This is a genomic window from Actinoplanes sp. NPDC051861, assembly GCF_040681145.1.
Lineage (GTDB): Bacteria > Actinomycetota > Actinomycetes > Mycobacteriales > Micromonosporaceae > Actinoplanes.
This window is the reverse complement of sequence record NZ_JBFAYE010000030.1, coordinates 37,744-61,770: the sequence shown is the minus strand read 5'-3', so window position 1 is coordinate 61,770 and position 24,027 is coordinate 37,744. Positions and strand designations below refer to the sequence as shown.

At 70.5% G+C, this 24,027-nt stretch carries 19 protein-coding genes and 1 tRNA gene; 9 read left to right on the top strand and 11 right to left on the bottom strand.

Features of this window, described 5'->3' with window-relative positions; translation table 11 throughout:
* Positions 1-233 precede the first annotated feature (233 nt).
* Positions 234-737: an inorganic diphosphatase gene (locus AB0M02_RS43165; protein WP_364238313.1), complete on the top strand. Its 504-nt coding sequence runs from the start codon at positions 234-236 to the stop codon at positions 735-737.
* A gap of 159 nt (positions 738-896) precedes the next feature.
* On the opposite strand, the gene eccD is transcribed toward AB0M02_RS43165, so the two are convergent.
* Entirely contained in the window at positions 897-2,291 is a 1,395-nt protein-coding gene (gene eccD / locus AB0M02_RS43160; protein ID WP_364238312.1) for a type VII secretion integral membrane protein EccD, read from the bottom strand.
* Positions 2,292-2,434: 143 nt separating this feature from the next.
* Between eccD and eccCa the strand changes: the two genes are divergently transcribed.
* On the top strand, positions 2,435-6,253 hold the full coding sequence (eccCa, locus tag AB0M02_RS43155; RefSeq protein ID WP_364238311.1) for a type VII secretion protein EccCa: 3,819 nt from the start codon (positions 2,435-2,437) through the stop codon (positions 6,251-6,253).
* A gap of 94 nt (positions 6,254-6,347) precedes the next feature.
* Positions 6,348-7,610 carry a type VII secretion-associated serine protease mycosin gene (gene mycP, locus AB0M02_RS43150; RefSeq protein ID WP_364238310.1) on the top strand — a complete coding sequence of 421 codons (1,263 nt, stop codon included), beginning with the start codon at positions 6,348-6,350 and terminating at the stop codon, positions 7,608-7,610.
* 20 nt (positions 7,611-7,630) lie between these two features.
* Here mycP and AB0M02_RS43145 read toward each other — a convergent pair whose 3' ends face one another.
* The 5 genes from AB0M02_RS43145 to AB0M02_RS43125 form a co-directional block, all read right to left on the bottom strand.
* A complete protein-coding gene (locus AB0M02_RS43145) occupies positions 7,631-8,809 on the bottom strand; it encodes a MarP family serine protease (protein WP_364238309.1) in 1,179 nt (392 codons plus the stop codon).
* Positions 8,810-8,837: 28 nt separating this feature from the next.
* On the bottom strand, positions 8,838-9,566 hold the full coding sequence (locus AB0M02_RS43140) for a CoA pyrophosphatase (RefSeq protein WP_364238308.1): 729 nt from the start codon (positions 9,564-9,566) through the stop codon (positions 8,838-8,840).
* Positions 9,563-10,117, bottom strand: coding sequence for a TlpA disulfide reductase family protein (locus AB0M02_RS43135; RefSeq protein WP_364238307.1), 555 nt, complete (start codon positions 10,115-10,117; stop codon positions 9,563-9,565). The genes AB0M02_RS43140 and AB0M02_RS43135 overlap by 4 nt, the downstream gene beginning before the upstream one ends.
* A complete protein-coding gene (gene nth, locus AB0M02_RS43130; RefSeq protein ID WP_364238356.1) occupies positions 10,114-10,842 on the bottom strand; it encodes an endonuclease III in 729 nt (242 codons plus the stop codon). Before nth ends, AB0M02_RS43135 begins: the two co-directional genes overlap by 4 nt.
* Positions 10,843-10,955: 113 nt before the next feature.
* Positions 10,956-12,146, bottom strand: coding sequence for a CapA family protein (locus AB0M02_RS43125; RefSeq protein ID WP_364238306.1), 1,191 nt, complete (start codon positions 12,144-12,146; stop codon positions 10,956-10,958).
* A gap of 206 nt (positions 12,147-12,352) precedes the next feature.
* Between AB0M02_RS43125 and AB0M02_RS43120 the strand changes: the two genes are divergently transcribed.
* The 3 genes from AB0M02_RS43120 to AB0M02_RS43110 all read left to right on the top strand — a co-directional run bounded on the left by AB0M02_RS43120 (position 12,353) and on the right by AB0M02_RS43110 (position 16,652).
* Positions 12,353-13,030 carry a Crp/Fnr family transcriptional regulator gene (locus AB0M02_RS43120; RefSeq protein ID WP_014447921.1) on the top strand — a complete coding sequence of 226 codons (678 nt, stop codon included), beginning with the start codon at positions 12,353-12,355 and terminating at the stop codon, positions 13,028-13,030.
* A gap of 206 nt (positions 13,031-13,236) precedes the next feature.
* The gene (locus AB0M02_RS43115) at positions 13,237-14,634 is read left to right on the top strand and encodes a carboxyl transferase domain-containing protein (RefSeq protein ID WP_364238305.1); all 1,398 of its coding nucleotides are present in this window, start codon (positions 13,237-13,239) and stop codon (positions 14,632-14,634) included.
* Positions 14,635-14,645: 11 nt separating this feature from the next.
* Positions 14,646-16,652, top strand: coding sequence for a biotin carboxylase N-terminal domain-containing protein (locus tag AB0M02_RS43110; RefSeq protein WP_364238304.1), 2,007 nt, complete (start codon positions 14,646-14,648; stop codon positions 16,650-16,652).
* Between the two features lie 5 nt (positions 16,653-16,657).
* Here the strand turns inward: AB0M02_RS43110 and AB0M02_RS43105 are convergent, their stop codons facing one another.
* Positions 16,658-17,236, bottom strand: a complete 579-nt coding sequence (locus AB0M02_RS43105) for a TetR/AcrR family transcriptional regulator (protein ID WP_364238303.1) — start codon at positions 17,234-17,236, stop codon at positions 16,658-16,660.
* Between the two features lie 62 nt (positions 17,237-17,298).
* Here AB0M02_RS43105 and AB0M02_RS43100 point away from each other — a divergent pair, with 62 nt between their 5' ends.
* Together AB0M02_RS43100 and AB0M02_RS43095 are read left to right on the top strand one after the other, a co-directional pair.
* Entirely contained in the window at positions 17,299-18,762 is a 1,464-nt protein-coding gene (locus AB0M02_RS43100) for a carboxylesterase family protein (protein ID WP_364238302.1), read from the top strand.
* 87 nt (positions 18,763-18,849) lie between these two features.
* Positions 18,850-20,220 (top strand): chloride channel protein, encoded by a 1,371-nt coding sequence (locus tag AB0M02_RS43095; RefSeq protein ID WP_364238301.1) that lies wholly within the window; start codon positions 18,850-18,852, stop codon positions 20,218-20,220.
* 15 nt (positions 20,221-20,235) lie between these two features.
* On the opposite strand, the gene AB0M02_RS43090 is transcribed toward AB0M02_RS43095, so the two are convergent.
* From AB0M02_RS43090 to AB0M02_RS43075, 4 genes are all read right to left on the bottom strand, one after another.
* A complete protein-coding gene (locus tag AB0M02_RS43090) occupies positions 20,236-21,609 on the bottom strand; it encodes a glutamate decarboxylase (RefSeq protein WP_364238300.1) in 1,374 nt (457 codons plus the stop codon).
* 10 nt (positions 21,610-21,619) lie between these two features.
* Positions 21,620-22,321 carry a hypothetical protein gene (locus AB0M02_RS43085; RefSeq protein WP_364238299.1) on the bottom strand — a complete coding sequence of 234 codons (702 nt, stop codon included), beginning with the start codon at positions 22,319-22,321 and terminating at the stop codon, positions 21,620-21,622.
* Between the two features lie 172 nt (positions 22,322-22,493).
* Positions 22,494-22,570: transfer RNA gene (locus AB0M02_RS43080), tRNA-Pro, on the bottom strand.
* A gap of 73 nt (positions 22,571-22,643) precedes the next feature.
* Positions 22,644-23,540 (bottom strand): metallophosphoesterase, encoded by an 897-nt coding sequence (locus AB0M02_RS43075; RefSeq protein ID WP_364238298.1) that lies wholly within the window; start codon positions 23,538-23,540, stop codon positions 22,644-22,646.
* Positions 23,541-23,564: 24 nt separating this feature from the next.
* Here AB0M02_RS43075 and AB0M02_RS43070 point away from each other — a divergent pair, with 24 nt between their 5' ends.
* Positions 23,565-24,017, top strand: a complete 453-nt coding sequence (locus tag AB0M02_RS43070) for a GatB/YqeY domain-containing protein (protein ID WP_364238297.1) — start codon at positions 23,565-23,567, stop codon at positions 24,015-24,017.
* The last annotated feature ends 10 nt before the right edge of the window (positions 24,018-24,027 follow it).

Here is a 24,027-nt window from a genome sequence, read left to right as displayed (position 1 = left end):
ACCGACTAGCGCCTTCGGAGACGTTTTGCGAACCCGACACGCCGGTATTGTCCGGACCGTTATGTGAATCTTGCCTCGTCACACGCCCCTCCTCGCCCGTGGCGTCAGACTTAGGGGAGACTAGCGACATCCGGCACACCGTTGCGCGCGGATCCTGCGGGCCCTGCTTCCACGCCCCGCTCCCGCACGCCGGACCGGTCTAATCATGCGGGCAAGCTAAAGGGGAGCGAATAATGGATTTCGACGTTCTGGTTGAGATCCCCAAGGGGCAGCGCAACAAGTACGAGGTCGACCACAAGACCGGGCGAATCCGCCTGGACCGGACCCTCTTCACCGCGACACAGTATCCCGCGGATTACGGCTACATCGAGGGCACCCTGGGCCAGGACGGCGACCCGCTGGACGCACTGGTGCTGATCCAGGAGCCGACGTTCCCCGGCTGCCTGGTCCGCGCCCGCGCCATCGGGATGTACCGGATGACCGACGAGAAGGGCCGCGACGACAAGGTTCTGTGCGTGCCCTACGAGGACCCGCGTCAGGAGCACCTGCGCGACATCCACCACCTCGGCGAGTTCGACCGGATGGAGATCCAGCACTTCTTCACGGTCTACAAGGACCTGGAGCCGGGCAAGTCCGTCGAGGGCGCCACGTGGGTGGGCCGCATCGAGGCGGAGAACGAGATCCGCGCCTCCTTCAAGCGCGCCGAGGCCGCCGAGGCCACTGAAGGAGAGCACTGACCGCACTCCCCCGCCGCACCGCCGAACGACCGCACCCGCGTGACTGCCCCGCAGGTGCGGTCGTTCCGCATTTCGCCCGCGCCGCGCCGGGTGGGGCGGCGACCGCCGTGTCGGGTGGGGCGCCAGAGCGGCGGGCCAGGCGGGCGGCAGAGCGGCGGATCAGGTGAGGTCGAGGATCGCTGTGTAGAGGCCGGCCACGAAGCAGGCCGTCGGGATCACGGCGATGACGGCTGTGGCGTCGAGGAGGTCGGCGGCTCGGCTCAGGTAGGGCGACGGCGGACGGGCCGCGTAGGTCGCGCCCGCCACCACGATCAGCAGCGAGACCAGCGTCGCGCCGGCGATGGCGGCGGCCAGGGTGCCGGTGTTCGCGGCGAGCAGGGCCGCGGCCGGGCGCAGCAGGTCCACGAGCAGCGCCAGGAGCCCGAAGAGCCCGCCCACCAGCAGCGGGATGCGCTGGCTGCGGCCGAGGAAGATCCGGCCGCGCAGCAGCAGAGCAACCGCGCTGACCGCGATGAGGACTCTCGCGGGGAGGGTGCCGGCGAACGCGAGCACCGAGAGGGCGCCGACAGCCAGGACCGCGTGTCCCAGGAGCATCCCGCCCAGGAAGTCGTCGGAACGATCCACCGCGGCGAAGACGGCGGCCCGATCCACGGGAGAGCTCGTGGGCTCTTGCGGGAGGCCGGTCGGCGAGTCCGGTTCTGCGTGGACGGGGATCGGTGGGCGTGGTAGGTGGCCCAGTCTTGTCGCCAGCATGGGCAGGGCGGCGATCCCGCAGACCAGGGTCGCGATCAGGGCGGCCGCGGCGGCTACGGGTGGGGCGGCCAGTCCGATCAGGGCGGTCAGGGCACCCAGCAGGCCGGCTGTCACGGCCGCCGTGAAGAAGCGGCGGCCGGCCGCTACGCCCGTGCCGCCGAGGGCTGCGCACACCAGCACCGCGGCCGATCCGGCCAGCAGCTCCGGAGCGCCGATCCGGGTCAGGGAGAGAGCATCGGTGACGGTCAGGGCGGCGCCGACGAAGGCGAAGGGCAGGGCGTAGGCGGCCAGCGTGAGGCCGGCGTCGCGGTCGGCGTACCCCCGGGAGGCGATGGTCCCGGTGAGGGTGAGCACCCCGGCGAGGCCCAGGGCCACCCAGCCGGTGCTCGAGGAACCTGCGGCCAGCAGCGCCGGCAGGAGCGGGACCGCGGCCGCGACCAGGCAGGCCCGGCGGGTGGCGGTGGGAGTCCAGAGGCCGCCACGCCGCCGGGCGCCCTCGGCGATCACCTCGACCACGTCCTCGTAGTCGGGTTCCGGCCACTCCTCGTCGGCGGGGACGAGGTGGAGGACTTCACCGTCGCGTACGCCCTGGGGGTGCAGGCCCTGGCCCACCTGGAGCGCGACGCCGTCGGCGCGCCGGAGCAGCCAGCCGCCGTGCTTCTCGCCCTCGTCGGCAAGACCCTCGCCGGCGTGGCGCAGGACGTCCGGGAGCAGCTCGGCGAGCGGCACGTGCTCGGGGAGCGTGACGTCGACGCGGCGCTGCGGCGCGTCGATCGTGACGCGGGCCAGACCGGCGCTCACCGGGGTCCTCCGTTGTCCACAGGGTTATCCACAGGCCCGCGGGGGTTGTCCACATCGATGGAGATGAACCGGCGCAGGCCATCGGACACTACTTAGCATGAGCCGTTCGTATACGGAAAGCGATCGTCCACAGGGGGCAGTCGATGGGCACCGTGACGATCCGGAGGTCCGCCCGGCGGCCCGCCCCGGCGATTCCCTCCGGTGAGCTGGCCGTCGATCCGCCGCCGGAGATCCCACGGCAGACCGGCGGGCGATGGCAGCAGTGGTTGATGGCCCTGCCGATGCTCGGTGGCACGGTGGCCATGGCGTTGATGATGGGCCAGGGCCGCGCGGGGCCCTACTCGTACGCAATCGGTGCTCTTTTCGGTGTCTCCTCGCTGGCCATGCTGACGCTGTCGGCCGGTGCCGCCGCCGGTCCGCGCAGGGCCGAGATGGCCGCCGCCCGCCGCGACTACCTGCGGCATCTCGCCAGGCTGCGCCGGCAGGTCCGCCAGACCGCCCACCGCCAGCGAGTCGGCCTGCTCTATCGGCATCCCGCGCCGGAGCGCCTCTGGTCCACAGTGGTCAGCCATCGGGTCTGGGAGCGACGGCACACCGACGCCGACTTCGCCGTGATCCGGGTCGGTCTCGGACCGCAGACGCTGGCGACACCGCTGATCCCGCCGGAGACCCGGCCGTTCGACGAGCTGGATCCGACGACCGCCGGAGCCATGCGCCGCTTCCTCGACGCCTACTCGGTCGTGCCGGACCTTCCGGTCGCGATGTCGTTGCGCTCCTTCACCCGGGTGTTCGTCCGGTCCGGCGGCCCGCGCGGCCGAGCCCTGGTTCGCGCGGTTCTCCTGCAGCTCGCCGTCTTCCACGCGCCGGACGACCTGCTGATCGCGGTGTGCGCCGGGCCGGAACGCCGCGGGGAGTGGGAGTGGGTGAAGTGGCTGCCGCACGCGCGGCACCCCACTCGCGGCGACGCGCTCGGCCCGGTCCGGCTGATCCTCGGCGACGGCGCCGACCTGGAGTCGCTGCCGGACGACGGACAGCATCTGGTGGTGGTCCGGGACGAGGCCGGTGACATCGAGGTGCGAGCGGGCGCGATGACCGTCCTGGATCTGGACTCGTCGCCGCCGCGGGCGCTGGACACGTCCATGCTCGTACTCGAGGTCGGTGCGGGCGGTGTGCTCACCTCGTACACCTTGAATCAAGAAATCCAGGCCGGGCGTGCCGACCAGATCTCCACCTCCGAAGCCGAGGCCGTGGCGAGGCGCCTGGCGCCGCTGCGGCCGATGAGCGCGCCGGGCCCGGACCCGGGCTCGCCGATCGCCGAGGCCGGGCTGGCCGACCTGCTCGGGATCGGCGACCTGGAGAGCTTCACCGTGACCGTCGACCGGAGGCCACGCACGCGGCTGCGCGTGCCGATCGGGGTGACCGACGACGGTGTGCCGGTGCTGCTGGACCTGAAGGAGTCGGCGCAGGACGGGATGGGCCCGCACGGCCTGGTCGTCGGCGCCACCGGCTCGGGCAAATCGGAGCTGCTGCGCACGCTGGTGCTCGCGCTGGCGGTGACGCACTCGCCGGAGACGCTGAACTTCGTCCTGATCGACTTCAAGGGTGGCGCGACCTTCGCCTCGATGGACCGGCTGCCGCACACCGCCGCCCTCATCACGAACCTGGAGGACGCGCTGCCGCTGGTGGACCGGATGGCGGACGCGATCGACGGCGAGCTGACCCGGCGGCAGGAGATGCTGCGGACGGCGGGCCGGTACGCGGGCCTGCTGGAGTACGAACGTGCCCGATCAAGTGGCGCGACCCTGCCCCCGATGCCGTCGCTGCTGGTGGTCTGCGACGAGTTCTCCGAGTTGCTGCAGCGGAAACCGGAGTTCATCGAGCTGTTCCTGCAGATCGGGCGGCTGGGACGGTCGCTGGGTGTGCACCTGCTGCTGGCCAGTCAGCGGCTGGAGGACGGGCGGCTGCGGGGCCTGGACACCCACCTGTCGTACCGGATCGGGCTGCGGACGTTCTCGGCCCTGGAGTCCCGGGCGGTGCTGGGTGTGCCGGACGCCTACGAGCTGCCACGGTCGCCGGGGCACGCGTTCCTGAAGGCCGGCACCGAGGAGCTGATCCGGTTCAAGGTGGCCTACGCGTCAGGCCCGGTACGCCGATCCCTGATCGTGTCGCCGGGAGTTCGCATCTTCTCCTCCCGCGTCGTCGCCACACCCGTCCACGCTCCGGACCGGCCGGCCGGGAATCTGGTGGACCTGCTGGTCGGCAAGCTCGCCGGACAGGGCCCGCCGGCGCACCAGGTGTGGCTGCCGCCGCTGTCCCGGTCGGCGACGCTGGACGAGCTGCTCGGGCCGGTCAGCGCCTCCGCCGAACGCGGACTGACCTGCGCGAACCCGGCGGTGCACGGCAATCTGCGGGTGCCGGTCGCACTCGTCGACAAACCCCGCGAGCAGGTACGCGACGTGATGTGGCTGCACCTGGGCGGATCGGCCGGGCACGTGGCCGTCGTGGGCGGGACGCTGAGCGGCAAGTCCACTGTGCTCCGGACGATCGTGTGCGGGCTGGCGCTCACGCACACTCCCGCCGAGGTGCGGATCTACTGCCTCGACTTCGGTGGCGGCGGCCTCGGGACGTTGCGGGACCTGCCGCACGTGGGCGGGGTGTTCGGTCGTCTCGAGGCGGAGGGCGTACGGCGTACGGCCGGGGAGATGGTGACGCTGCTCGCCGAGCGGGAGCGCCACTTCGCCGAGCGGGGACTGGAGATGGCGGGATACCGGAGTGCCGGCGGTGCCGACGTCTTCCTGGTGGTGGACGGGTGGGCGACGCTGCGCAACGACTTCGAGGAGCTCGAGCCGGTGCTCACCGATCTGGCTACGCGCGGGCTGTCGTACGGGATCCACCTCGCCGCCGCCACCTCGCGCTGGATGGACTTCCGCCCGGCCGTCCGGGACCTGCTCGGCTCCCGGATCGAGCTGCGGCTCGGCGATCCGGCCGACTCGATCGTCAACCGGCGGTCGGCGGCGGCTGTCCCGGAGGCGCCGGGGCGGGGCGTGCTGGAGCATCCGACCGACCGCGCCCGGGGTCTGCACCTGCTCACCGCCCGGCCCGAGGTGCGCGCTCTGGGCGACACTCCCGGTCTGGTCAGGGCGATGGCGGCCGCGTGGACCGGCCCGCAGGCGCCGCCGGTGCGGATGTTGCCCGCTGTGGTCGCGTACGGCGACATCGATCGCGGCACGGGCCTGCGCATCCCGATCGGCATCGCCGAGGCGGATCTGGCGCCGGTGGTGATCGACTTCACGACCGATCCGCACTTTCTGCTCTTCGGTGACGCGGAATGCGGCAAATCGTCTTTCCTGCGCCTGGTCGCCACCGCGGTGACGTCAAGGTTCCAGCCGTCACAGGCCCGGATCATCCTGATCGACTACCGCCGCAGCCTGATGGACCTTCCCGAGACAGAACACCGCATCGGGTACGGAGTTCAGGCCGCGGAAACACTGAACCTGATGCAGTCCGTGGCCGGATACATGCAACGCCGCCGTCCCGGCCCCGCCGTGACCGCACAGCAGCTGCGCGACCGCTCCTGGTGGACCGGCCCGGAACTGTTCGTCCTGGTCGACGACTACGACCTGGTGGCGGCCGGCCCGGTCAACCCGCTGACGCCGCTGCTGGAACACCTGCCGCAGGCCCGCGACATCGGCCTGCACCTGATCCTCACCCGCCGCTGCGGCGGTGCCGCCCGGTCGCTCTACGAACCGGTGATCCAGCGACTCCGGGAGCTGTCCGCGCCGGGGCTGGTGATGTCCGGCGCACCGGAGGAGGGCGCGCTGATCGGCAGCGTACGACCCGCGCCGATGCCACCCGGCCGTGGTCGTTTGATCACACGCCGTGAGGGAATGCGGCTGATCCAGCTGGCACACCTCCCGGCCGTCCAGGATTCGCGTAAATCAGCAGACTCCGAGTGCGATTAGCCACTCAGGACCGCAGCGACACGCCCTCCGATCGGAGTAATCTCCCTCCATCGACTGACCCGTCTAGGAATGGCGACGCCGACCCGTGAGCAGAGTGAGCGAGAAGTCCCTGCCGAGCGCACGCCGGCTGTGCGCTGCCGCGCTGGCCGGATTCCTCGCCGTCGGCGCACCGGCCACGGCGGCCTCCGCCGAACCGGCAGCCGCCGGCGCCGACTGGGTGCGTTACGAGCAGTGGCACCTCAAGACGCTGAACGTGGCCGGCGCGTGGACGTACGCAGACGGCACCGGCGTCACGGTCGCCGTCATCGACTCAGGCGTCGACGCTCACCACCCCGACCTGGAGGGCCAGGTGCTGCCCGGCCTCGACCTGGTGGCCGGTGACGGCGACGGGCAGACCGACCCGGTCGGACACGGCACCACGGTGTCGGCCCTCATCGCCGGCCGCTCCGACGACAACGCCGGCGTCGTCGGGATCGCACCGAAAGCCAAGATCCTGCCGGTCCGGGTGCTGGACGCGGACAACCGTTACAACGACGCCCTCGTGGTGGCGAAAGCGGTGCGCTGGGCGGTGGACAAGGGCGCCAAGGTGCTGAACCTGTCGCTCGGCGGCAGCGGCTCCAGCGCCACCCTGGCGGCGGCACTGGACTACGCGTTCGCCAAGGACGTCGTGGTGGTCGCCTGCACCGGCAACGCGAACGCCTCGAACAGCTCCTCCTCCGGCGTCTGGTATCCGGCACGCGAGCCCGGTGTGCTGGCCGTCGCCGGCATGGAGAAGGAGGGCGACGTCCTCTGGGGCGGTTCGATCACCGGCAAGGAGACCGTGATCACCGCGCCCGCGACCCAGCTGGTCGGCGCCCGCGGCCCGAACGACTACTGGCGTGTGCAGGGCACGAGCTTCGCCGCCCCGATGGTGGCCGGCACCGCGGCCCTGCTGCGCTCCCGCTGGCCCGACATGTCCGCGGGCGAGGTGGTCAACCGGATCATCAAAACCGCCAAGGACCGCGGTGCACCCGGCCGCGACCCGCAGTACGGGTTCGGTCTCGTCGACCCGGTCGGCGCGCTCACCGCCGACGTGTCACCCGCTCTGGACAACCCGCTCGACAACACGCCACCGCAGGGTGTGGCCCGGTTCGGCAGCGCGCCGGTCTCCGGCGAGGCCCAGTCGGCGCCGGAGTCGTCCGCTCAGCCCGGCGCCACCGCCGGTGTCCCCGGTGCCAACGCGGGCGGCTGGGCCGCGCCGGCGGCACCGGCCTCCGAGGGCTCGAGTCACGCCAAGCTGATCGCGCTGCTGCTCTTCCTGCTCTCCGCGGTCGCCGCCGCGGTCACCGTCCGCCGGTTCGCCCGCACGACCGGGTAATACCGGGTAATACAGACGGCTCAGGCGCACTCGCCGGTGCGTACTCCCTTGGTGTTCTCCCGCCCGGCCTTCGCCACGCCCGCCGCCTCGTCCGCGGTGAGGGCGAAACCGACGTTCTTGTCGTCGGCCGCGGCCGCGAAGATCACGCCGAGCACGTCGCCGTTCGGGTCGATGAGCGGGCCGCCCGAGTTGCCGCTGCGGACGAACGACTTGATCGTGTAGATCTCGCGGGTCACGTCACCGGAGTCGTAGATGTCCGGGCCGGTGATCCGGCTGACGTCGCGGACGCGGGCCGACTGCGCGTTGTACGGCCCGTCCTGGGGGTAGCCGAGCACGATCGCGTTCGCCCCCGTGGTGGCTTCCTTGGCGACGAACGACATGACCGGGGCGCGCAGGCCGGGAACGTAGATGACGGCTAGGTCGCGCTTCGGGTCGTACACCACGACGCGGCCCTCGATCTGGCCGCGGGAGGTCTCGACGACCACCTCCTCGGTGCCGGCCACGACGTGTGCGTTGGTCATCACGCGCTCGTCCGCGTACACAAAACCGGTGCCCTCGATGCGACGCGAGCAGCTCGGGGCCGCACCCAGCACCTTGAGGACCGACCGCTTCGAATCCTGCACGACCTTGGAGTTCTTCAGCCGCGGGTCCGGCTCGGCGACCTCCTTGGCCTGGGTCCGCGCCAGCCCGCCGAACACGTCCGGGAAACCGCTGGTGTCCAGGGTGTCGCGCAGCGCCGAGGACAGCGTCTGCGCCTCCTCGGGCATAAGGCCGTTGATGCCGGAGAGGATCGCGCTGCTGCGGAACTCCCGGTTGACCGCCGGGAACGGGGTCGAGCCGAGCGGAACGGCGACCAGCCAGGCCGCCAGCAGCAGGGCGACCACCGAGATCACGGCGCCACCGGCGTCGTCGACGTGCTGCACGGGCTTGCTGAGGATGCCGCGCCGCAGGTTGGTGCCGAGCCACCCGGCCAGCGTCTGCCCCAGCACCGCCAGGGTGAGGATCACCGCGAGCGCGACCACCAGCCGCACGGTGCCGTCCTCGAACTGCCGGGCCAGCAACGGTCCAAGCTGGAGCCCGATCAGCACGCCGCTGAAGAAACCACCGAGGGAGAGCGCGCCGATCACGAAGCCCTGCCGATATCCGCTGATCGCGAACAGCAGCATGAGCACGACCAGAATCACATCGACCACGGGCACTCACTAAGCGTAGAAGTCGGTGGCCACCTCATGGCACCACCTCATCGGGCGCTCCGCCGCGCGCGGCCGGCACGGGCGCTGCGGCGTCGGGAAGCTCGACGATGCGGCCCGGCTCCCAGGGGCGGGACCACCCGGCCATGTCGAGCAGAACCGAGATCACCCCCGCCGTGAAGCCCCAGACGAGCATGCCCCGGACCTGGAACGCGGGCCCGATCCAGCCGCTCGGATGTCGCACCCGGATACGGTTCTCGGGGTCGGCGAGTTCACTGATCGGCAGACGTGCGACATGCGCGACTTCCTCGGGCTGCCGGGGAAGCACCGGGTGCGGCCGGCGCCACCAGGCCAGCACCGGGGTGACGACGAACCGGCTGACCGGGATCCACAGATCCGGCAGCAGCGCCAGGACCTCCGCGCTGGACCGGTCGAGGCCGACCTCCTCGTCCGCCTCCCGCAACGCGGTGACCGTCGCGTCGGCGTCCTCCGGGTCGGTGGCACCACCGGGGAAGGCGGGTTGACCGGCGTGGTTGCGCATGGTCGCGGCTCGCTGCAGGACGAGCAGGTCGGGCTCGCCCCCGCCACCGCCTCCCCGTTCGCCCTCGCCCAACAGCACCAGCACAGCGCTGGAGCGGCCGCCGCCTCCGGTCGGCTCGCGGAGGGTGGTGAAGTCCTCGGTCCGGCAGTCGCCGGCCCGCGTCAGCAGTGGCTCGAACCACGACGGCAGGTCGTCCGGCCGGCCAAGGATCTGCCCGCGGCTCATCGGGTCACCGTCACACCGGTGTGCTTCGCCATCAGGTCGATCAGCTGGTCGACGTCGACGGCCTTTCGGTGCACATACATCTCGCCGTCCGGGTTGACGAACACGGTGACCGGCAGCGTGGCCGCGCCCAGCGCACCGGCGAACCTACGTTCGGGGTCGAACAGCGTCGGGAAGTCGACGGCCCGGTCGGTGGCGAACGAGGCGGCCGCGTCCCGCCCGTCCCCGCTGTCCACGCCGATCACGGTGAACCGGTCCTCGGCGCGGTCCGCCAGCCCCTGGAACACCGGCAGCTCGTCGCGGCAGGGCGGGCACCAGGACGCCCAGATGTTGATCACGACGGGCCGGCGCAGGGCGGGCATCCGCACCTCGCCGCCGCCGGTGAAGCAGGGCAGCGAGACCTCCGGCACCTCGGTGCTCACGGGTGTCGCGCCAGTGATCTCGGCACACTCCGCGAACGGCGACGGTATTTCCGGATCGTCCGGTTCGACAGCGGCTGTACAGCCCGCGAGCATCAGCAGGACGACGGTTGCCGCCACGCCGAACCTGATCACGGTTCCTCCGGGGCCAGCACGGCGGCCGCCGGCACGAGGTCGGGGTCGACCCCGGCGGCCACCGCCAGCTCGCGGGCACGCGGGCCCTTGAGCAGCTTCGCCGCCGGTGCCGCCTCGGTGGGGCCGGTCCCGTACGACGGGCACATGGTGGCCAGCGTGCAGGCGCCGCAGGCGGGCGTGCGCGCGTGACAGACCCGCCGGCCGTGGAAGATCACCCGATGCGACAGCATCGTCCAGTCGCGCTTCTCGATCATGTCGGCGATCAGGAACTCGATCTTCACCTCGTCGGCCTCGTCGACCCAGCCGAACCGGTTCGTCAGCCGCCGGAAGTGGGTGTCCACGGTGATGCCGGGTACGCCGAAGGCGTTGCCCAGCACCACATTGGCCGTCTTGCGCCCGATCCCCGGCAGCTTCACCAGGTCGTCCAGCCTGTTCGGCACCTGGCCGTCGTGTTTCTCGACCAGCGCCTGCCCGAGGCGGATCAGGGAGTTGGTCTTGGCCCGGAAGAACCCGGTCGGCCGCAGCAGCTGTTCCATCTCCGCGCGGTCGGCGGCCGCGTAGTCGGCGGCCGACCGATACTGCTGGAACAGCTTCGGCGTCACCTGGTTGACCCGGACGTCCGTCGTCTGCGCGGACAGGATGGTCGCGACGGCCAGCTCGAGCGGGTTGGTGAAGTCGAGCTCGCAGTGCGCGTCCGGGTGGGTCTCGGCCAGCACCCGGGCCATCTTGCGGGCCCGGCGTTTGCGGCCGAGCTCCGTCTCCCGCGCGAAGCGGGAAGCAGTCGCTGCGCGGGGTGGGGTCACCGGTAAAGAGTACGTCGCCGGCGCGACCTGGTCGGTCACGCCGGAGGCTTGATCGTCCCGTCGTCACCGATCGTGATCGCGGTGTCGTCGAAGTCCGCCGCCGAGAGCTCGTTGACCAGCTCGCGGCCGCGTTCGTCCTCGTCGTCGCGGATCGGCACGCCGGTGCTGTTGAGATAGGTCGACAGGAACTTTCCGCCGGTGAACGTGCCGTCCTTGGTCAGCGACACGTGCAGGATCCCCGCGTTCTTGAGCACGCCGTTGCGCGACAGCGTCTTGCCGCCACCGGCGAAGTTCCCGAGGCTGTACGCGATCAGCTTGCCCTGATAGAACTCCATGCCCCGCAGCACGTGCGGCCCGTGCCCGACGACCAGGTCAGCGCCCGCGTCGATCACGGTGTGGCTGAACTTGATCGGGTCACCCCGGTTCTCCCCGAAGAACAGTTCGTTGCCCGGTTTCACGTGTGTCTTGTCGGAACCCTCGGCACCCATGTGCACCTGCACCACGACCAGGTCGGCCTGGCCCTTCGCCTCCTTCACGACAGCCTCGGCGGCGTCCAGGTCGTTCAGGTTGTTCGCACCCGCGTACGACGAGAAGCCCAGCACCGCGACCTTGATCCCCTTGACCTCGACCACGGTGATCTGGCCCTCGGCGCCGGTGTGCTCCAGCCCGGCGCCCTCCAGCGCCTTCACGGTGTTGCGGTAACCCTGGGTGCCGAAGTCCTTGGAGTGGTTGTTCGCCGTGTTGAGCAGCTGGAAACCGGCGCTCTTGAGGTGGTTCGCGTAGGAGGGTGGCGAGCGGAACGCGAAGCAGTTCGGCCGCGGCGGCGATCCGCACTTGGAGGTGCCGGTGTCGCCGGTCAGCGGCTGTTCGAGGTTGCCCATCACCAGATCGGAGGAGAGCCCCTCCTTGACCGAGTCGAAGAAGCCGTCGCCGCCATTGGCCGGAAGCTTGTTCGGCGCGCTGCCCATGATGATGTCGCCGGTTGCCGAGAGCGTGATCGATTCGACCTGGGCGGACTCAGTCTGCTGTCCGGAATCGGTCTCTTGGGTCGCAGGTTCGGAGGAAACAGCGGCGGGCGGACTCCACGTCGGCGCTTCCGAACCGTCCCGATTGGCTAGGGCAATTCCCCCCAAACCGGCACCAACCAGGGCGGCGAGGCCAACGGTGATGGTCAGAACGGGCCGACCGAAAAGGCCCTGACGGCGAGACGGGGGGTGCGAATTCATCGACCGGGACGATACCGTCGGCCTGCAAGCGGGATCGACCGACGAATGGCCTGTCCTGATATGCCCGTACCGCCGATTCATCTCAGGCGGTCAGGGCAAATCTGGCTACCGCCCAGTATCTGGATCAAGGGGTGGCCGCCCGTTTCCCGCCCGCGTGCGCCTAGACTGATCGAGCGCAGACGTTGCGCGTTTTCGGAGGTGCGGCGATGGATGAGGTACTGGCGCGCAGCGGAATCTTCCAGGGCGTTGACCCGGAAGCCGCCGAGGCGCTCGCCAAGGAGATGGACACGATCGAAGTCCGCAAGGGCGACGTGGTCTTCAACGAGGGCGAGGCCGGCGACAGCCTGTACATCGTGCTCTCCGGGAAGATCAAGCTCGGACGGCGTGCGGCGGACGGCCGACAGAATCTCGTCTCCATCATGGGCCCGTCCGACATGCTCGGTGAGCTCTCGCTCTTCGACCCCGGTCCGCGGACCGCGACCGCGACGGCGGTGACCGACAGCCGGCTGGCCCGGCTGAAGAAGTCGTCGCTGCGCCCGTGGCTGAACAACCGGCCCGAGATCGCCGAGCAGCTGCTGCGGGTGCTCGCCCGCCGCCTGCGCCGGACCAACGACGCCCTGGCCGACCTGATCTTCACCGACGTGCCCGGCCGGGTGGCCAAGAACCTGCTGCAGATGGCCGGCCGGTTCGGCACCCGGGACGGCGGCGTCCTGCGGGTCACCCACGACCTGACCCAGGAGGAGCTGGCCCAGCTGGTCGGCGCGTCCCGCGAGACGGTCAACAAGGCGCTCGCCGACTTCGCCTCGCGCGCCTGGCTCCGGCTGGACGGCAAGAGCGTGATCATCCTGGACCCGGAGCGCCTGGCTCGCCGCGCGCGCGTCTGAGATAACAGTTCTATAAGGGGTCGTCCATGCGGACGGCCCCTTAAACGTGCCCGATCCACCTGTTCGAGGTACCGGGCCTCCGCAGCCGAATCCGTGTCGCACCCGCACGGACGCTCGTTACGGAGGTGGCCGAGAGGCACCGGCGTGACAGGGAAGGGCGCGGCTTTGGACGCAGGTAGGGGCGTGGCGGGCATCGGGGTGTCTTCATGACCGCGCTCGAGACCACGCTGGACCCCCGCGACCCCGCCTATCTGGAGGGGCGCAGCGCCACCCTGCAACTCCTCGCCGAGCTGGAGGCCGTGCTCGACCAGGCACGTGGTGGCGGCGGGGAGAAGTGGGTCACCCGGCACCACGCGCGCGGGAAGCTGCTGCCCCGCGAGCGCATCGAGATGCTGCTCGACCAGGACAGCCCGTTCCTGGAGCTGGCGCCGGCCGCGGCGCGGGGCTCGGAGTACCCGCCCGGTGCGAGCGTGGTGACCGGCGTGGGCGTCGTCGAGGGCGTCGAGTGCGTGGTGATCGCCAACGATCCGACGGTGGACGGTGGTGCGGTCAACCCGTACACCGCTGAGAAGATCCGCCGGGCCGCGCGCATCGGCTCGGTCAACCGGCTGCCGCTGATCAACCTCGTGGAGTCGGTCGGTGAGTCGAAGCCGGGCGGCGGGATCGCCCGTGAGCTGAGCCGGCTCACCGCCGACCGGGTGCCGACCGTCTGCGTGATCTTCGGGGTCACCACCGGCGACGCGGCCTATCTGCCGGCCCTCTCCGACTACACGATCATGGTGCGCGGGCACGCCAAGGTGCTCACCATCCACCCGCAGCCGGTGCGCGGAACGGCGAACGGTCACGCGGGCGTCGACGTACGGGCCACCCCGGTGGTGCCGGCCGGGCCGGCGGGACCCGCCGACCAGCTGGCCGAGGACGAGCGGGACGGGCTGCGGCTGGCGCGGCAATGCGTACGGCGACTGAACTGGCGCAAGCACGGGCCGTTGCCGCGCACCGCGTACCCGTTGCCGCCCCGCTACGACGCCGAGGACCTGCTGACCCTGGCCGCCGCCGAACCGGCCGCCTTCGAGCCACGTGAGGTGCTCGCCCGGATCCTCGACGACAGCGACTTCGACGAGTTCAAGCCCGGCTCCACCGCCACGACCCTGGTGGCCGGCTGGGGTGAGCTGCACGGATACCCGGTCGGGGTGCTGGCGACCCCGAGCGCCGTGTGCTCGGCCGCCGAAGCGCAGAAGGCCGTGCACTTCCTGCACCTCGCCAACGCCACCGCCACCCCGCTGCTGTTCCTGCGGCACGTTGGCACCCTGCCCGGCGAGGACAGCGAGGCGCCGGACGCGCGGCATGACGCACCACTGGTCCACGCCGTGGCCAAGTCGGCCGTGCCGCACCTGGTGCTCAGCGTCGGAACGGCGGCCTGCGACCTGGTGGACCGCCCGGACGAGCCCCGTTTCCAGTTCAGCTGGCCCGCAGCGGGCCGCACCCCGGCCGACGACGGCGTCATCGACCCCCGCGACACCCGTACGGTCCTCGGCCTCTGCCTCTCCGCGGTGCACAGCGCGGCCGTGGAAGGCGCCGGACACGTCGGCGTGTTCAGACCCTGAAAGGTAGACCAGTGATCCGACGAATTCTGGTGGCCGACCGAGGTGAGGTCGCCCGCCGGGTGTTCGCCACCTGCCGACTGGTCGGCATCGAAACGGTCGCCGTCTACTCCGACGTCGATTCCAACGCACCGCACGTCACCGAGGCCGACTACGCGGTCCACCTGCCGGGCAACACGCCGTCCGCGACGTACCTGCGGACCGAGGCGCTGATCGCGGCGGCACAGCGGGCGGGCGCCAACGCGCTGCATCCCGGCATCGGCGTGCTGGCCGAGGACCCGGAGTTCGCCGAGGCGGTGTCCGAGGCCGGGATGATCTGGGTCGGGGCGCCGGCTGCCACGCTGCGTACGCTGAGCGTGAAGACCGAAATGAAGAAGCTGGTCGCCGAGGCGCAGGTCCCGGTCCTGCCGACCTTCACCGACCCGGACTCGGTGCCCGGCTTCCCGGTGCTCATCAAACCCTCGACCGGCACCGGCGGCACCGGCATGCGGGTCGTCCGCGACGCGACGACGCTGGCCGAGGCGGTCGCCTCGACCCGGCGCGAGGTGGGCGGGGACGTCTTCTGCGAGCCGTACGTCAGCAACGTCCGCCACATCGAGGTGCCGATCCTGGCCGACGCGCAGGGTGCCGTGGTCCCGTTCGGCGAGCGTGAGTGCTCGGTGCAGCGCCGATACCAGAAGATCGTCGAGGAGACGCCGTCGCCGGCGGTCGACCCGGCGCTGCGCGAGGAACTCTGCCGTGCGGCGATCGTGGCGGTACGGGCACTCGGCTACGTCGGCACCGGCGCGGTCGAGTTCCTGCTCGACGCCGACGGTGACTTCTGGTTCCTGGAGCTGACCCCGACGCTGCAGGCCGACCACGCGGTCACCGAGTGCGTCTCCGGATACGACATGGTTCGCCTGCAGCTGCTGGTCGCCGAGGGCGGCAGCCTGCCGATGCCGGGGCCGCCACCGATCCGGGGACACGCCATCGAGGTGCGGATCAGCGCGGAGGATCCGGCGTACGCCTGGCTGCCCGCGGCGGGCACGCTGCACCGGTTCGCCGTACCGGACGTGGCGGGCACGTTCCGGCCGCTGCCACAGCCCGGCCTGCGCCTGGACGCCGGGGTGGCCGACGCGTCGGTGATCGGCATGCACCACGATCCGATGCTGGCCAAGCTGATCGCCTGGGCGCCGAGCCGCCAGGAGGCGGCCAGGATGCTGGCGTCGGCGCTGGCCAGGACGCAACTGCACGGCGTGGTTTCGAACCGGGATCTTTTGGTACGCGTACTCCGCCATCACTCCTTCCGCGCCGGTGACGTCGACACCGGCTTCCTGGACCGCCACCCCGAGGTATTCGCTCCGCTGCTGTCGTCAGTGGACGCCGTACGCCTGTCGTGCCTCGCCGCCGCCCTGGCCGGCGCCGCATCTCGGCGCGCGACCGCCCCCGTGCTCGGCTCCCTGCCCTCCGGCTGGCGCAACGTCCCGTCCGGCTCGCAGACCGCGGTCTACGACGGCCCGACCGGCCCCGTGGAGGTCGGCTACCGGATGAACCGCCACGGCGAGCTGGCCGTCTGGTGGGTCCGCGCCGTGGACCCGGAGGAACTGGATCTGGCCGGTCTCGGACAGGCGCCGGTCTCCGACGACCACCCGCCGATCGTGGTGGTGCAGGCGGCCGCCGAGCGGGTCGTGCTCAACGTGCAGGGCATCCGGCTCACCGTGCTGGTGCACCGGGTCGGCGACGTGTCGTATGTGGACAGCCCCGAGGGCTCGGTGGCGCTGCGCGAGATCTCCCGCTTCCCCCTGCCCGCGCCGGAGGCCGCCGAGAGCTCGCTGATCGCACCGCTACCTGGGGCGGTTCGCCGTGTGCTGGTCGTTCCCGGTCAACGGGTCAGGGCGGGTGAGCTGCTGCTGACCCTTGAGGCGATGAAGCTGGAGCATCCGGTCCACGCGCCCTCGGCCGGTGTCGTCGCCTCGCTGCCGGTGCATCCTGGGGCCGAGGTGGACACCGGCGAGCTGCTGGCGGTCCTCGATCCGGAGTAGATCCGTTACTGGACGATTTTTCCGAGCGCCCGCAGGCCGGCTACGACGTCGGCGCCGGTAGGCGGGTGCTCGGGGTCGGCGAGCATCTGGATCACCACGCCGGACATCAGGGCCACCTGGAGCATGCCCAGTGTCCGGGCGGTCCGGTCCTCGACGTCGGCCTCCGGAGTGCTGGTCAGGATCCCGGCCATGCCGCTGCGGCCCTGACGGATGCCGTCGCTGAGGTGCGGCATGAGGTCGGGCTGTCGCTGCGCCTGCATGAACAGCTCGACCGAGGCCAGCCACATCCTCGGATGCTCACGCACCTGGGCGAGGAGCTCGTCCCACATCCGCTCGTAGGCCTGGGCAGGAGTCATGCCGGGCTCGGCCGGCGGCACCAGGACGCGGCCGGAGAGGTCGCCCCACTCGTCGAGGATCGCGAACAGCGCCTGGAAGAGCAGGTTCTCCCGGGAGCCGAAGTGGTAGCCGATCGCGGCCAGGCTGACCCCCGCCGTGGTGGCGATGTCGCGTGCGCTGGTGCGGTCGAAGCCCTTCTCGAGCAGGCAGGTCTTCGCGCCGGCGAGCAGAGCTTCCCGATTACCCATGATCCGACGCTATCAGACACCCGTCTTGCACGATCGTCTCAGACGATCGTATGGTGATGGGCATGAATCCACTGATCCCTCTGCTGGCCGGCCTGGCTCTGGTCGCACCGGCCTCGTCTCCCACCACCGTCACGACCGACAAGGGCGTCGTCCGCGGGACTGTCACCGCCTCGGGGACCCGCAGTTACCAAGGCATTCCTTATGCGGCGCCGCCTGAGCGCTGGGCCTCGCCGCAACCCGCCGCCCGGTGGGCCGGCGTCCGGGACGCCACCCGGCCCGGGGCCGCCTGCGCCCAGCCCGCCGGACTCCCGGTCGGCGTACCCAGCGAGGCCGAGGACTGCCTCTACCTCAACGTCACCGCGCCGGCCGGCAACCGACGGAACCTGCCGGTGATCGTCTGGATCCACGGCGGCAGCATGATGTTCGGCACCGGCGACATGTACGGTCCGGACCGCCTGGCCGCCGACGCCGTCGTGGTGTCGATGAACTACCGACTCGGCGTTCTGTCGTTCCTGACCCACCCCGCGCTGGACTCCGGCTCCCGGTTCGGTTCCGGCAGTCTGGCCCTCGAAGACCAGCAGGCCGCGCTCCGCTGGGTTCGCACCAACATCGGCGCCTTCGGTGGCGACCCGCGGAATGTGACGATCATGGGGCAGTCCGGCGGCGGGTATGCGGTCTGCGACCACCTGGCCTCACCGGTGTCCCGGGGGCTTTTCACTCGGGCGATCATTCAGAGCGCGCCCTGCGCGACGGGCGGCTCACGCACCCGAGCCTCGGCCGAGGCCGACAGCACCGGTGTCATCTCAGCCGTCGGCTGCACTGATAAGCCGGATATAGCGGCATGTTTGCGGGCAGTTCCGGTCGCTGACCTGCTCGCCGCCTACGACGTCTGGTCCGAGCCGCGCCCTGTCGCCGGCACCGCGCTGCTCCCACTCTCACCCGCGGACGCCTTCCGAACAGGCCGCTTCAACCGCGTCCCCGTCATGATCGGCGTCAACCACGACGAGGAGAACGGCCGCTACGCCGCTGCCCCGCCGATCCCCGCCGACTCATATCCCGCAACAGTCGGCCCCGAGGTCCTGGCCCACTACCCGCTGTCCGATTACGACAACTCCGCAAGCCTCGCCCTCGCCACCATCGCCACCGACCGCGACTGGGCCGTCCCGACCTTCGACACCGCGCTCCTGCTGTCCCGGTGGACAAACACCCATATGTACGAGTTCGCCGAGCACGACACGCCCTGGTTCGCGGGTTACCCGGCGCCCGATCTGCCGTGGCGCGCCCAGCACATGGCCGAGTTGGCGTACCTCTTCGACCTGGACCTCTTCGCACCCCGCACGCCCGCCCAGGACCGCCTGGCCGCCCGCCTGACCACCACATGGACGAACTTCGCGGCCGACGCCTCTCCCGGCTGGCACCCCTTCACCCCGGCCCGCCCTCTGGTCCAGTCGCTGGCCTCGGGCCGCTGGACCCCCACCGAGTTCCTCGACGACCACGAGTACGACCTCTGGTCACCCCACGCCTGACCGAGGTCGTGTGCTGTCAGCGCCCGCACGTCCGGTCATCCCTACCGGGCGATGCGGGGCCAGCCGTCGCCTCGCATGCTGACAGCCATGGGCCAGGCGCGCGGGGCAGAGCCGAATCAGGCCGACCGGGCGGGGACGTACGCCATAACGGATCCCTGGGCGCTGATCCGGAGTCGGCGGTACTGGCTGCTGTTGTTGCTGTCCGCCGTGCTGGGCGTGGTCGTTTCCGCGGCATGCTGGGCATTCCTGGAGTTCACGCACTGGTTGCAGGTGTGGTTGTACCGGGAGCTGCCCACCTCGGTCGGATTCTCCTCGCCCCCCTGGTGGTGGCCGCTCCCAGTGCTCGCCGTGGCGGGGTTCGTCATCGCGTCTGCGGTGGTCTGGCTGCCCGGTAATGGCGGCCACGAGCCGTCCGAGGGACTCAGGATCGCTGCGCCGACCACGGCAGCCGACATGCCGGGCGTCGTCCTGGCTGCGGTGGCCACGGTCGGCCTGGGGCTGGTACTGGGACCGGAGGCACCACTGATCGCCCTGGGCACCGGCCTGACGATGTTCCTGATCGGCCTGCCCCGCCGCCAGCTGCCGGACCAGGCAAAGCTCATCCTGACCGCGTCGGCCGGGTTCGCTGCGCTGGCGACCATCTTCGGTTCGCCGGTCGTCGGCGCAGTGATCATCATCGAGGCGGCTGCGATAGGCGGCTCGACCCTGCCGGTCATCCTGCTGCCTGGCCTGCTCGCCGCCGGTACCGGTTCGTTGATGTTCGTCGGCATCGGTTCACTGACCGGTTTGAGCACCAACGCGTTCGCCCTACCGGCGATCACCCTGCCGCCCTATCCGACGCCGCAACTCACCGACTTCCTGTGGAGCGTGCCGCTGGCCCTGCTGGCTGCCGTAGTCGTGTTCCTGGTTATCCGGCTCGCCGAACTGGTACGCACCCTGGTCGCCCGGCACCGCCTCCTGCTGACCCCGGTCGCGGCCTTGATCGTCGGTCTCGGTGCGATTGCCTTCCACGAGGTCAGCGGACAGCCGGCCGAAGCGGTGCTGTTCTCGGGCCAGGAAGCGATAACTCCGCTGCTCGAACAGGCGGGCACCGTTTCCGTCGGCACCCTCGCCCTCCTGCTGCTGTGCAAGGCCGTGGCCTGGGCGCTGTCGCTGGGCAGCGCCCGGGGCGGCCCCACCTTCCCAGCGATCTTCCTGGGACTGGTCGGCGGTCTGCTCGCCGGGCACCTGGCCACGACCGCACAGACGGCGATGATCGGTGCGCTCGTCGGGGCCTCGGTCGTCGCGGTGCTCCGGCTTCCCCTGTCCTCGATCGTGATCGCGTTACTGCTGACCCGTGCCGGGGCCGGCGCCGCACCCCTGATCATCCTGTCGGTCGTCGTCGCCTACATCGCCACACTTCTGCTCACCGCCCGCCGTGCCGCCTCCGCGCCCCGGCCCTCGTCCGAGACCGGCTGATCCTACGGTCCCCCGTCAGTGGCCGGGACCAATGACGATCTTGTTCCGTTCGGACTCGTGTGCGCCGCCCTTCTTCGCGAGCGTGGCGCACGCCTCTTCGATGTCGCGAGCGAGCGTGTCGACGTGCTCGTGGGTCATCGTCTCCTTGACCAGCGCCCGCATGATCGTCACGGTCTGCGCGTTCGGCGGAAGGGTATAGGCGGGCACCATCCAGCCGCGTTCGGCCGAAAGCTGCCAAGCAAGGTCGAACTCGTCGTATCCGTTGTCGGCGGCGAGGCGGAATGCCACCAGCGGGAGTTGCTCCTCGCCGGGCCCGATCAGCTCGAAGTGGCCCATCGCCGCCAGCTTCTCGCCGAGCGCGCGGGCGTTGGTCTGCATGCTCTTCATGACGTAGCGGTAACCGGCGCGGCCGTAGCGGACGAGGTTGTAGTACTGGGCCAGCACCATCGCCGAGCCGGTGGAGAAGTTGAGGGTGAACGTCGAGTCCGTCTTGCCGAGGTAGTTCTCCTCGAAGACGAGCTCTCTGGCCAGGTCCGCCTTCTCCCGGAAGATCAGCCAGCCGATGCCGGGATACACCAGGCCGAACTTGTGCCCGGACACGTTGATCGAGCGCACCTGTTCGAGCCGGAAGTCCCACGGCGAATCGGGGTAGAGGAACGGCCACACGAAACCGCCGCTGGCACCGTCGACGTGCAACGGCACATCGAGGCCGCGCTCGCTCTTGATCTGGAGCAACAGGTCGTTGATGCCGACGATGTCGTCCTTGTGTCCGGTGAACGTCGTCCCGAGCACGGCCGCCACACCGATGGTGTTCTCATCGATGTGGGGTGCAACGTCATCGGGGCCGATCGTGTACTTGCCGGGCCGCAGCGGCACGATCCGCGGTTCGACGTCGAAGTAGCGGCAGAACTTCTCCCACACGACGTGCACGTCGCCGCCGAAGACGAGGTTCGGATTCGTGGCCGCCGAGCCGCGCCGCTTGCGCCAGTTCCACTTGAGCGACAGGCCGGCCAGCATGATCGCCTCCGACGAGCCCTGGGTGCGCGCGCCGGTCGTCTCACCCGGCGCGTGGAAGAGGTCGGCGATCATGCGGATGCAGCGCTGCTCGATCTCGGCGGTGCGGGGGTACTCGGCGTGGTCGATGAAGTTCCGGTGCAGGTTGGCGGCGATGATCCGCTGCGCCTCCGGCTCCATCCACGTCGTGACGAACGTCGCCAGGTTCCGGGCCGGATCGCCTTCCAGAGCCATCTCCTCCGAGACGAGACGGAACGCGTCGGTGGCTGTCATGCCGCCGTCCGGGAACGTCCGGGTCGGCACTTCCTGGGTGGCGAACCGGTTGCCGAACAGTTCTGCGTCGGCGTCGCGGTTGCCGTCGGGTGTCGTGGTCATGCACGTTCTCCTAGGTCGGCCGGGCCGCGGGGTCGGCGTGGTGACCGGCCCGTGTCCAGGCCGGGAACATCAGGACGGCTCCGATCAGGAAACACAGCGCGCCGAACAGCGTGCCGGCGACATCGATCCACAGATTGCGCACGTCACCGGAGCCGGGCACGACGAAGCTGGCCAGAGCGGAGGCCATGAACAGGACGGATCCGATCATGTTCAACCACGCAATCCACCACGGCAGCGACCGCGGCCGCCAGCTCCAGAAGGTCCCGACCGCGAGAATGCCGAAAACGGCGGCCACGAGAAACAGCGTCGATCCGTAGATGTCCGGCCGCCACACGTGCCTGTCCTGCTGCTGCACCGAGGCGTTGCGAGCCAGGGCCGCCAGCGTGCTCGCGTTGAAGAACAGCGTGCCGGGAAACTGGGTGATCGCCGCGAGCCAGCTCCGGTTGTGCGGTGACACGTTCCACCAGCGCAGCGGTTCGGGTTCAGTCAGCAGCACGGCGTCGACACCGGTCATGGCCGGGGTCTGGGCCTGCACGAGTTGAAGGAACGACGCAGCGGTGAAGAAGATCGAACCGACGAAGAAGGTGACGGCGTCGGCCACCCCGCCGACCGCGTCGGCGTACGCCGACACCGATCCCAGCACGAAACACGCCGAGCCCACGATGAACAGGCTCGCGATCGCCGCGTTGAGATGGGCCGGCCGAGCCTTCATGCCACTCCTTCGCTCGGCCCTCAGCCTCGCTCAAGGATCACCCCGGCGACTCACCCATTCTGGATGAGTTGTGCGCTGAACAGGCCGCACGGGAGCAAGCCGAACCGGCCGCAGAAACAGGTCAGGGCCGGAGATCCGTTTCCGGAAATCGGCCCTGACCTGCACTGCAACTTGGTCGGGGTGGCGGGATTTGAACCCACGGCCTCTTCGTCCCGAACGAAGCGCGCTACCAAGCTGCGCCACACCCCGAGCTGCGAGAGAAATACTAGCTGACGCCCCCCACCCTCCGGAAATCGGTATCCCCCAACCGCGAAACCGCAGGTCAGCGCGGTATCAGTGTAAGCAGTGAAGCCTCCGGGCGGCAGGCGAAGCGGATGGGGGCGGTGGGGTGGGTGCCCAGGCCGGCGGAGACGTGGAGCCAGGTGTCGGTGCCGGGCCAGCGGTGGAGGCCCTTTGCCATGGAGAGGGGGAGGTCGCAGTTGGTGGTGAGGGCGCCGAAGCCGGGGACGCAGACCTGGCCGCCGTGGGTGTGCCCGGCGAGGAGGAGGGCGAAGCCGTCGGCGGCCATGGCGTCGAGGACGCGGGAGGCGGGGGTGTGGGTGACGCCCAGGTGCAGGTCGGCGCCGGTGCTGATCGGGCCGGCCACCGACGGGTAGTCGTCCTGCTCGATGTGTGGGTCGTCGACGCCGACCAGTTCGATGGAGCGGCCGCCGGCTTTCAGGACCGTGCGGGCGTTGTTCAGGTCGGCCCAGCCGGCGTCGGTGAAGGCGTCGCGCAGGTCGTCGGCGGGCAGGTCGGTGCCCTGGACGTACTCGCGCTCGCCGGGCAGGACGTATTTGAGCGGGTTCTTGAAGACCGGGCCGCGGTAGTCGTTGGAGCCGAAGACGAACGCGCCGGGCACGTCGAGGAAGGGTTCCAGGGCTCGCAGGACGCCGGGGATCGCGTACGGCGAGGCCATGTTGTCGCCGGTGACGATGACCAGGTCGGGGTCGGTGCCGCCGAGCGCGGACACCCACTCCTGCTTGCGCCGCTGCTCGGGCATCATGTGCAGGTCCGAGATGTGCAGGATGCGCAGCGGTTCGGCGTCGGGTTCCAGCACCGGGACGTCGAAGCGCCGGAGCGTGAACATGTTGCGTTCGATCAGGGAGGCATAGGCGAACGTCGCCCCGCCCAGCGCGGTCAACGCGGCGGCGGCGGAAATAAGGGAGCGCTTGCGCATGACGGCAAGGGTAGTTTCTCCGCCATGGGAACGCTGAAAGACCGCCTGAACGATGACCTGCACACCGCCATGAAGTCCCGCGACGAGCTGATCACGTCGACGCTGCGGATGGCGCTGTCGGCCGTGCGGACCGCCGAGGTCGCCGGTGACGAGGCGCGGGAGCTGTCCGACGACGAGGTGCTGGCGGTGCTGACCAAGGAGGCGAAGAAGCGCCGGGAGGCGGCTACCGCTTTCGCCGGTGCCGGGCGGGACGACCAGGCGGCGAAGGAGACGGCCGAGGGTGAGGTGCTGGACCGCTACCTGCCGAAGCAGCTCACCGATGCGGAGATCGCCGAGCTTGTCGGTCAGGCGCTCGCGGCGGGCGGTTTCACCAGCAAGGGCCAGATGGGCCCGGCTATGAAGGCGGCACAGGCGGCGGTCGCGGGACGTGCTGAGGGCGGCCGGGTCGCGGCCGAGGTGCGGCGCCGGCTGAACTGAGAAACGGGCG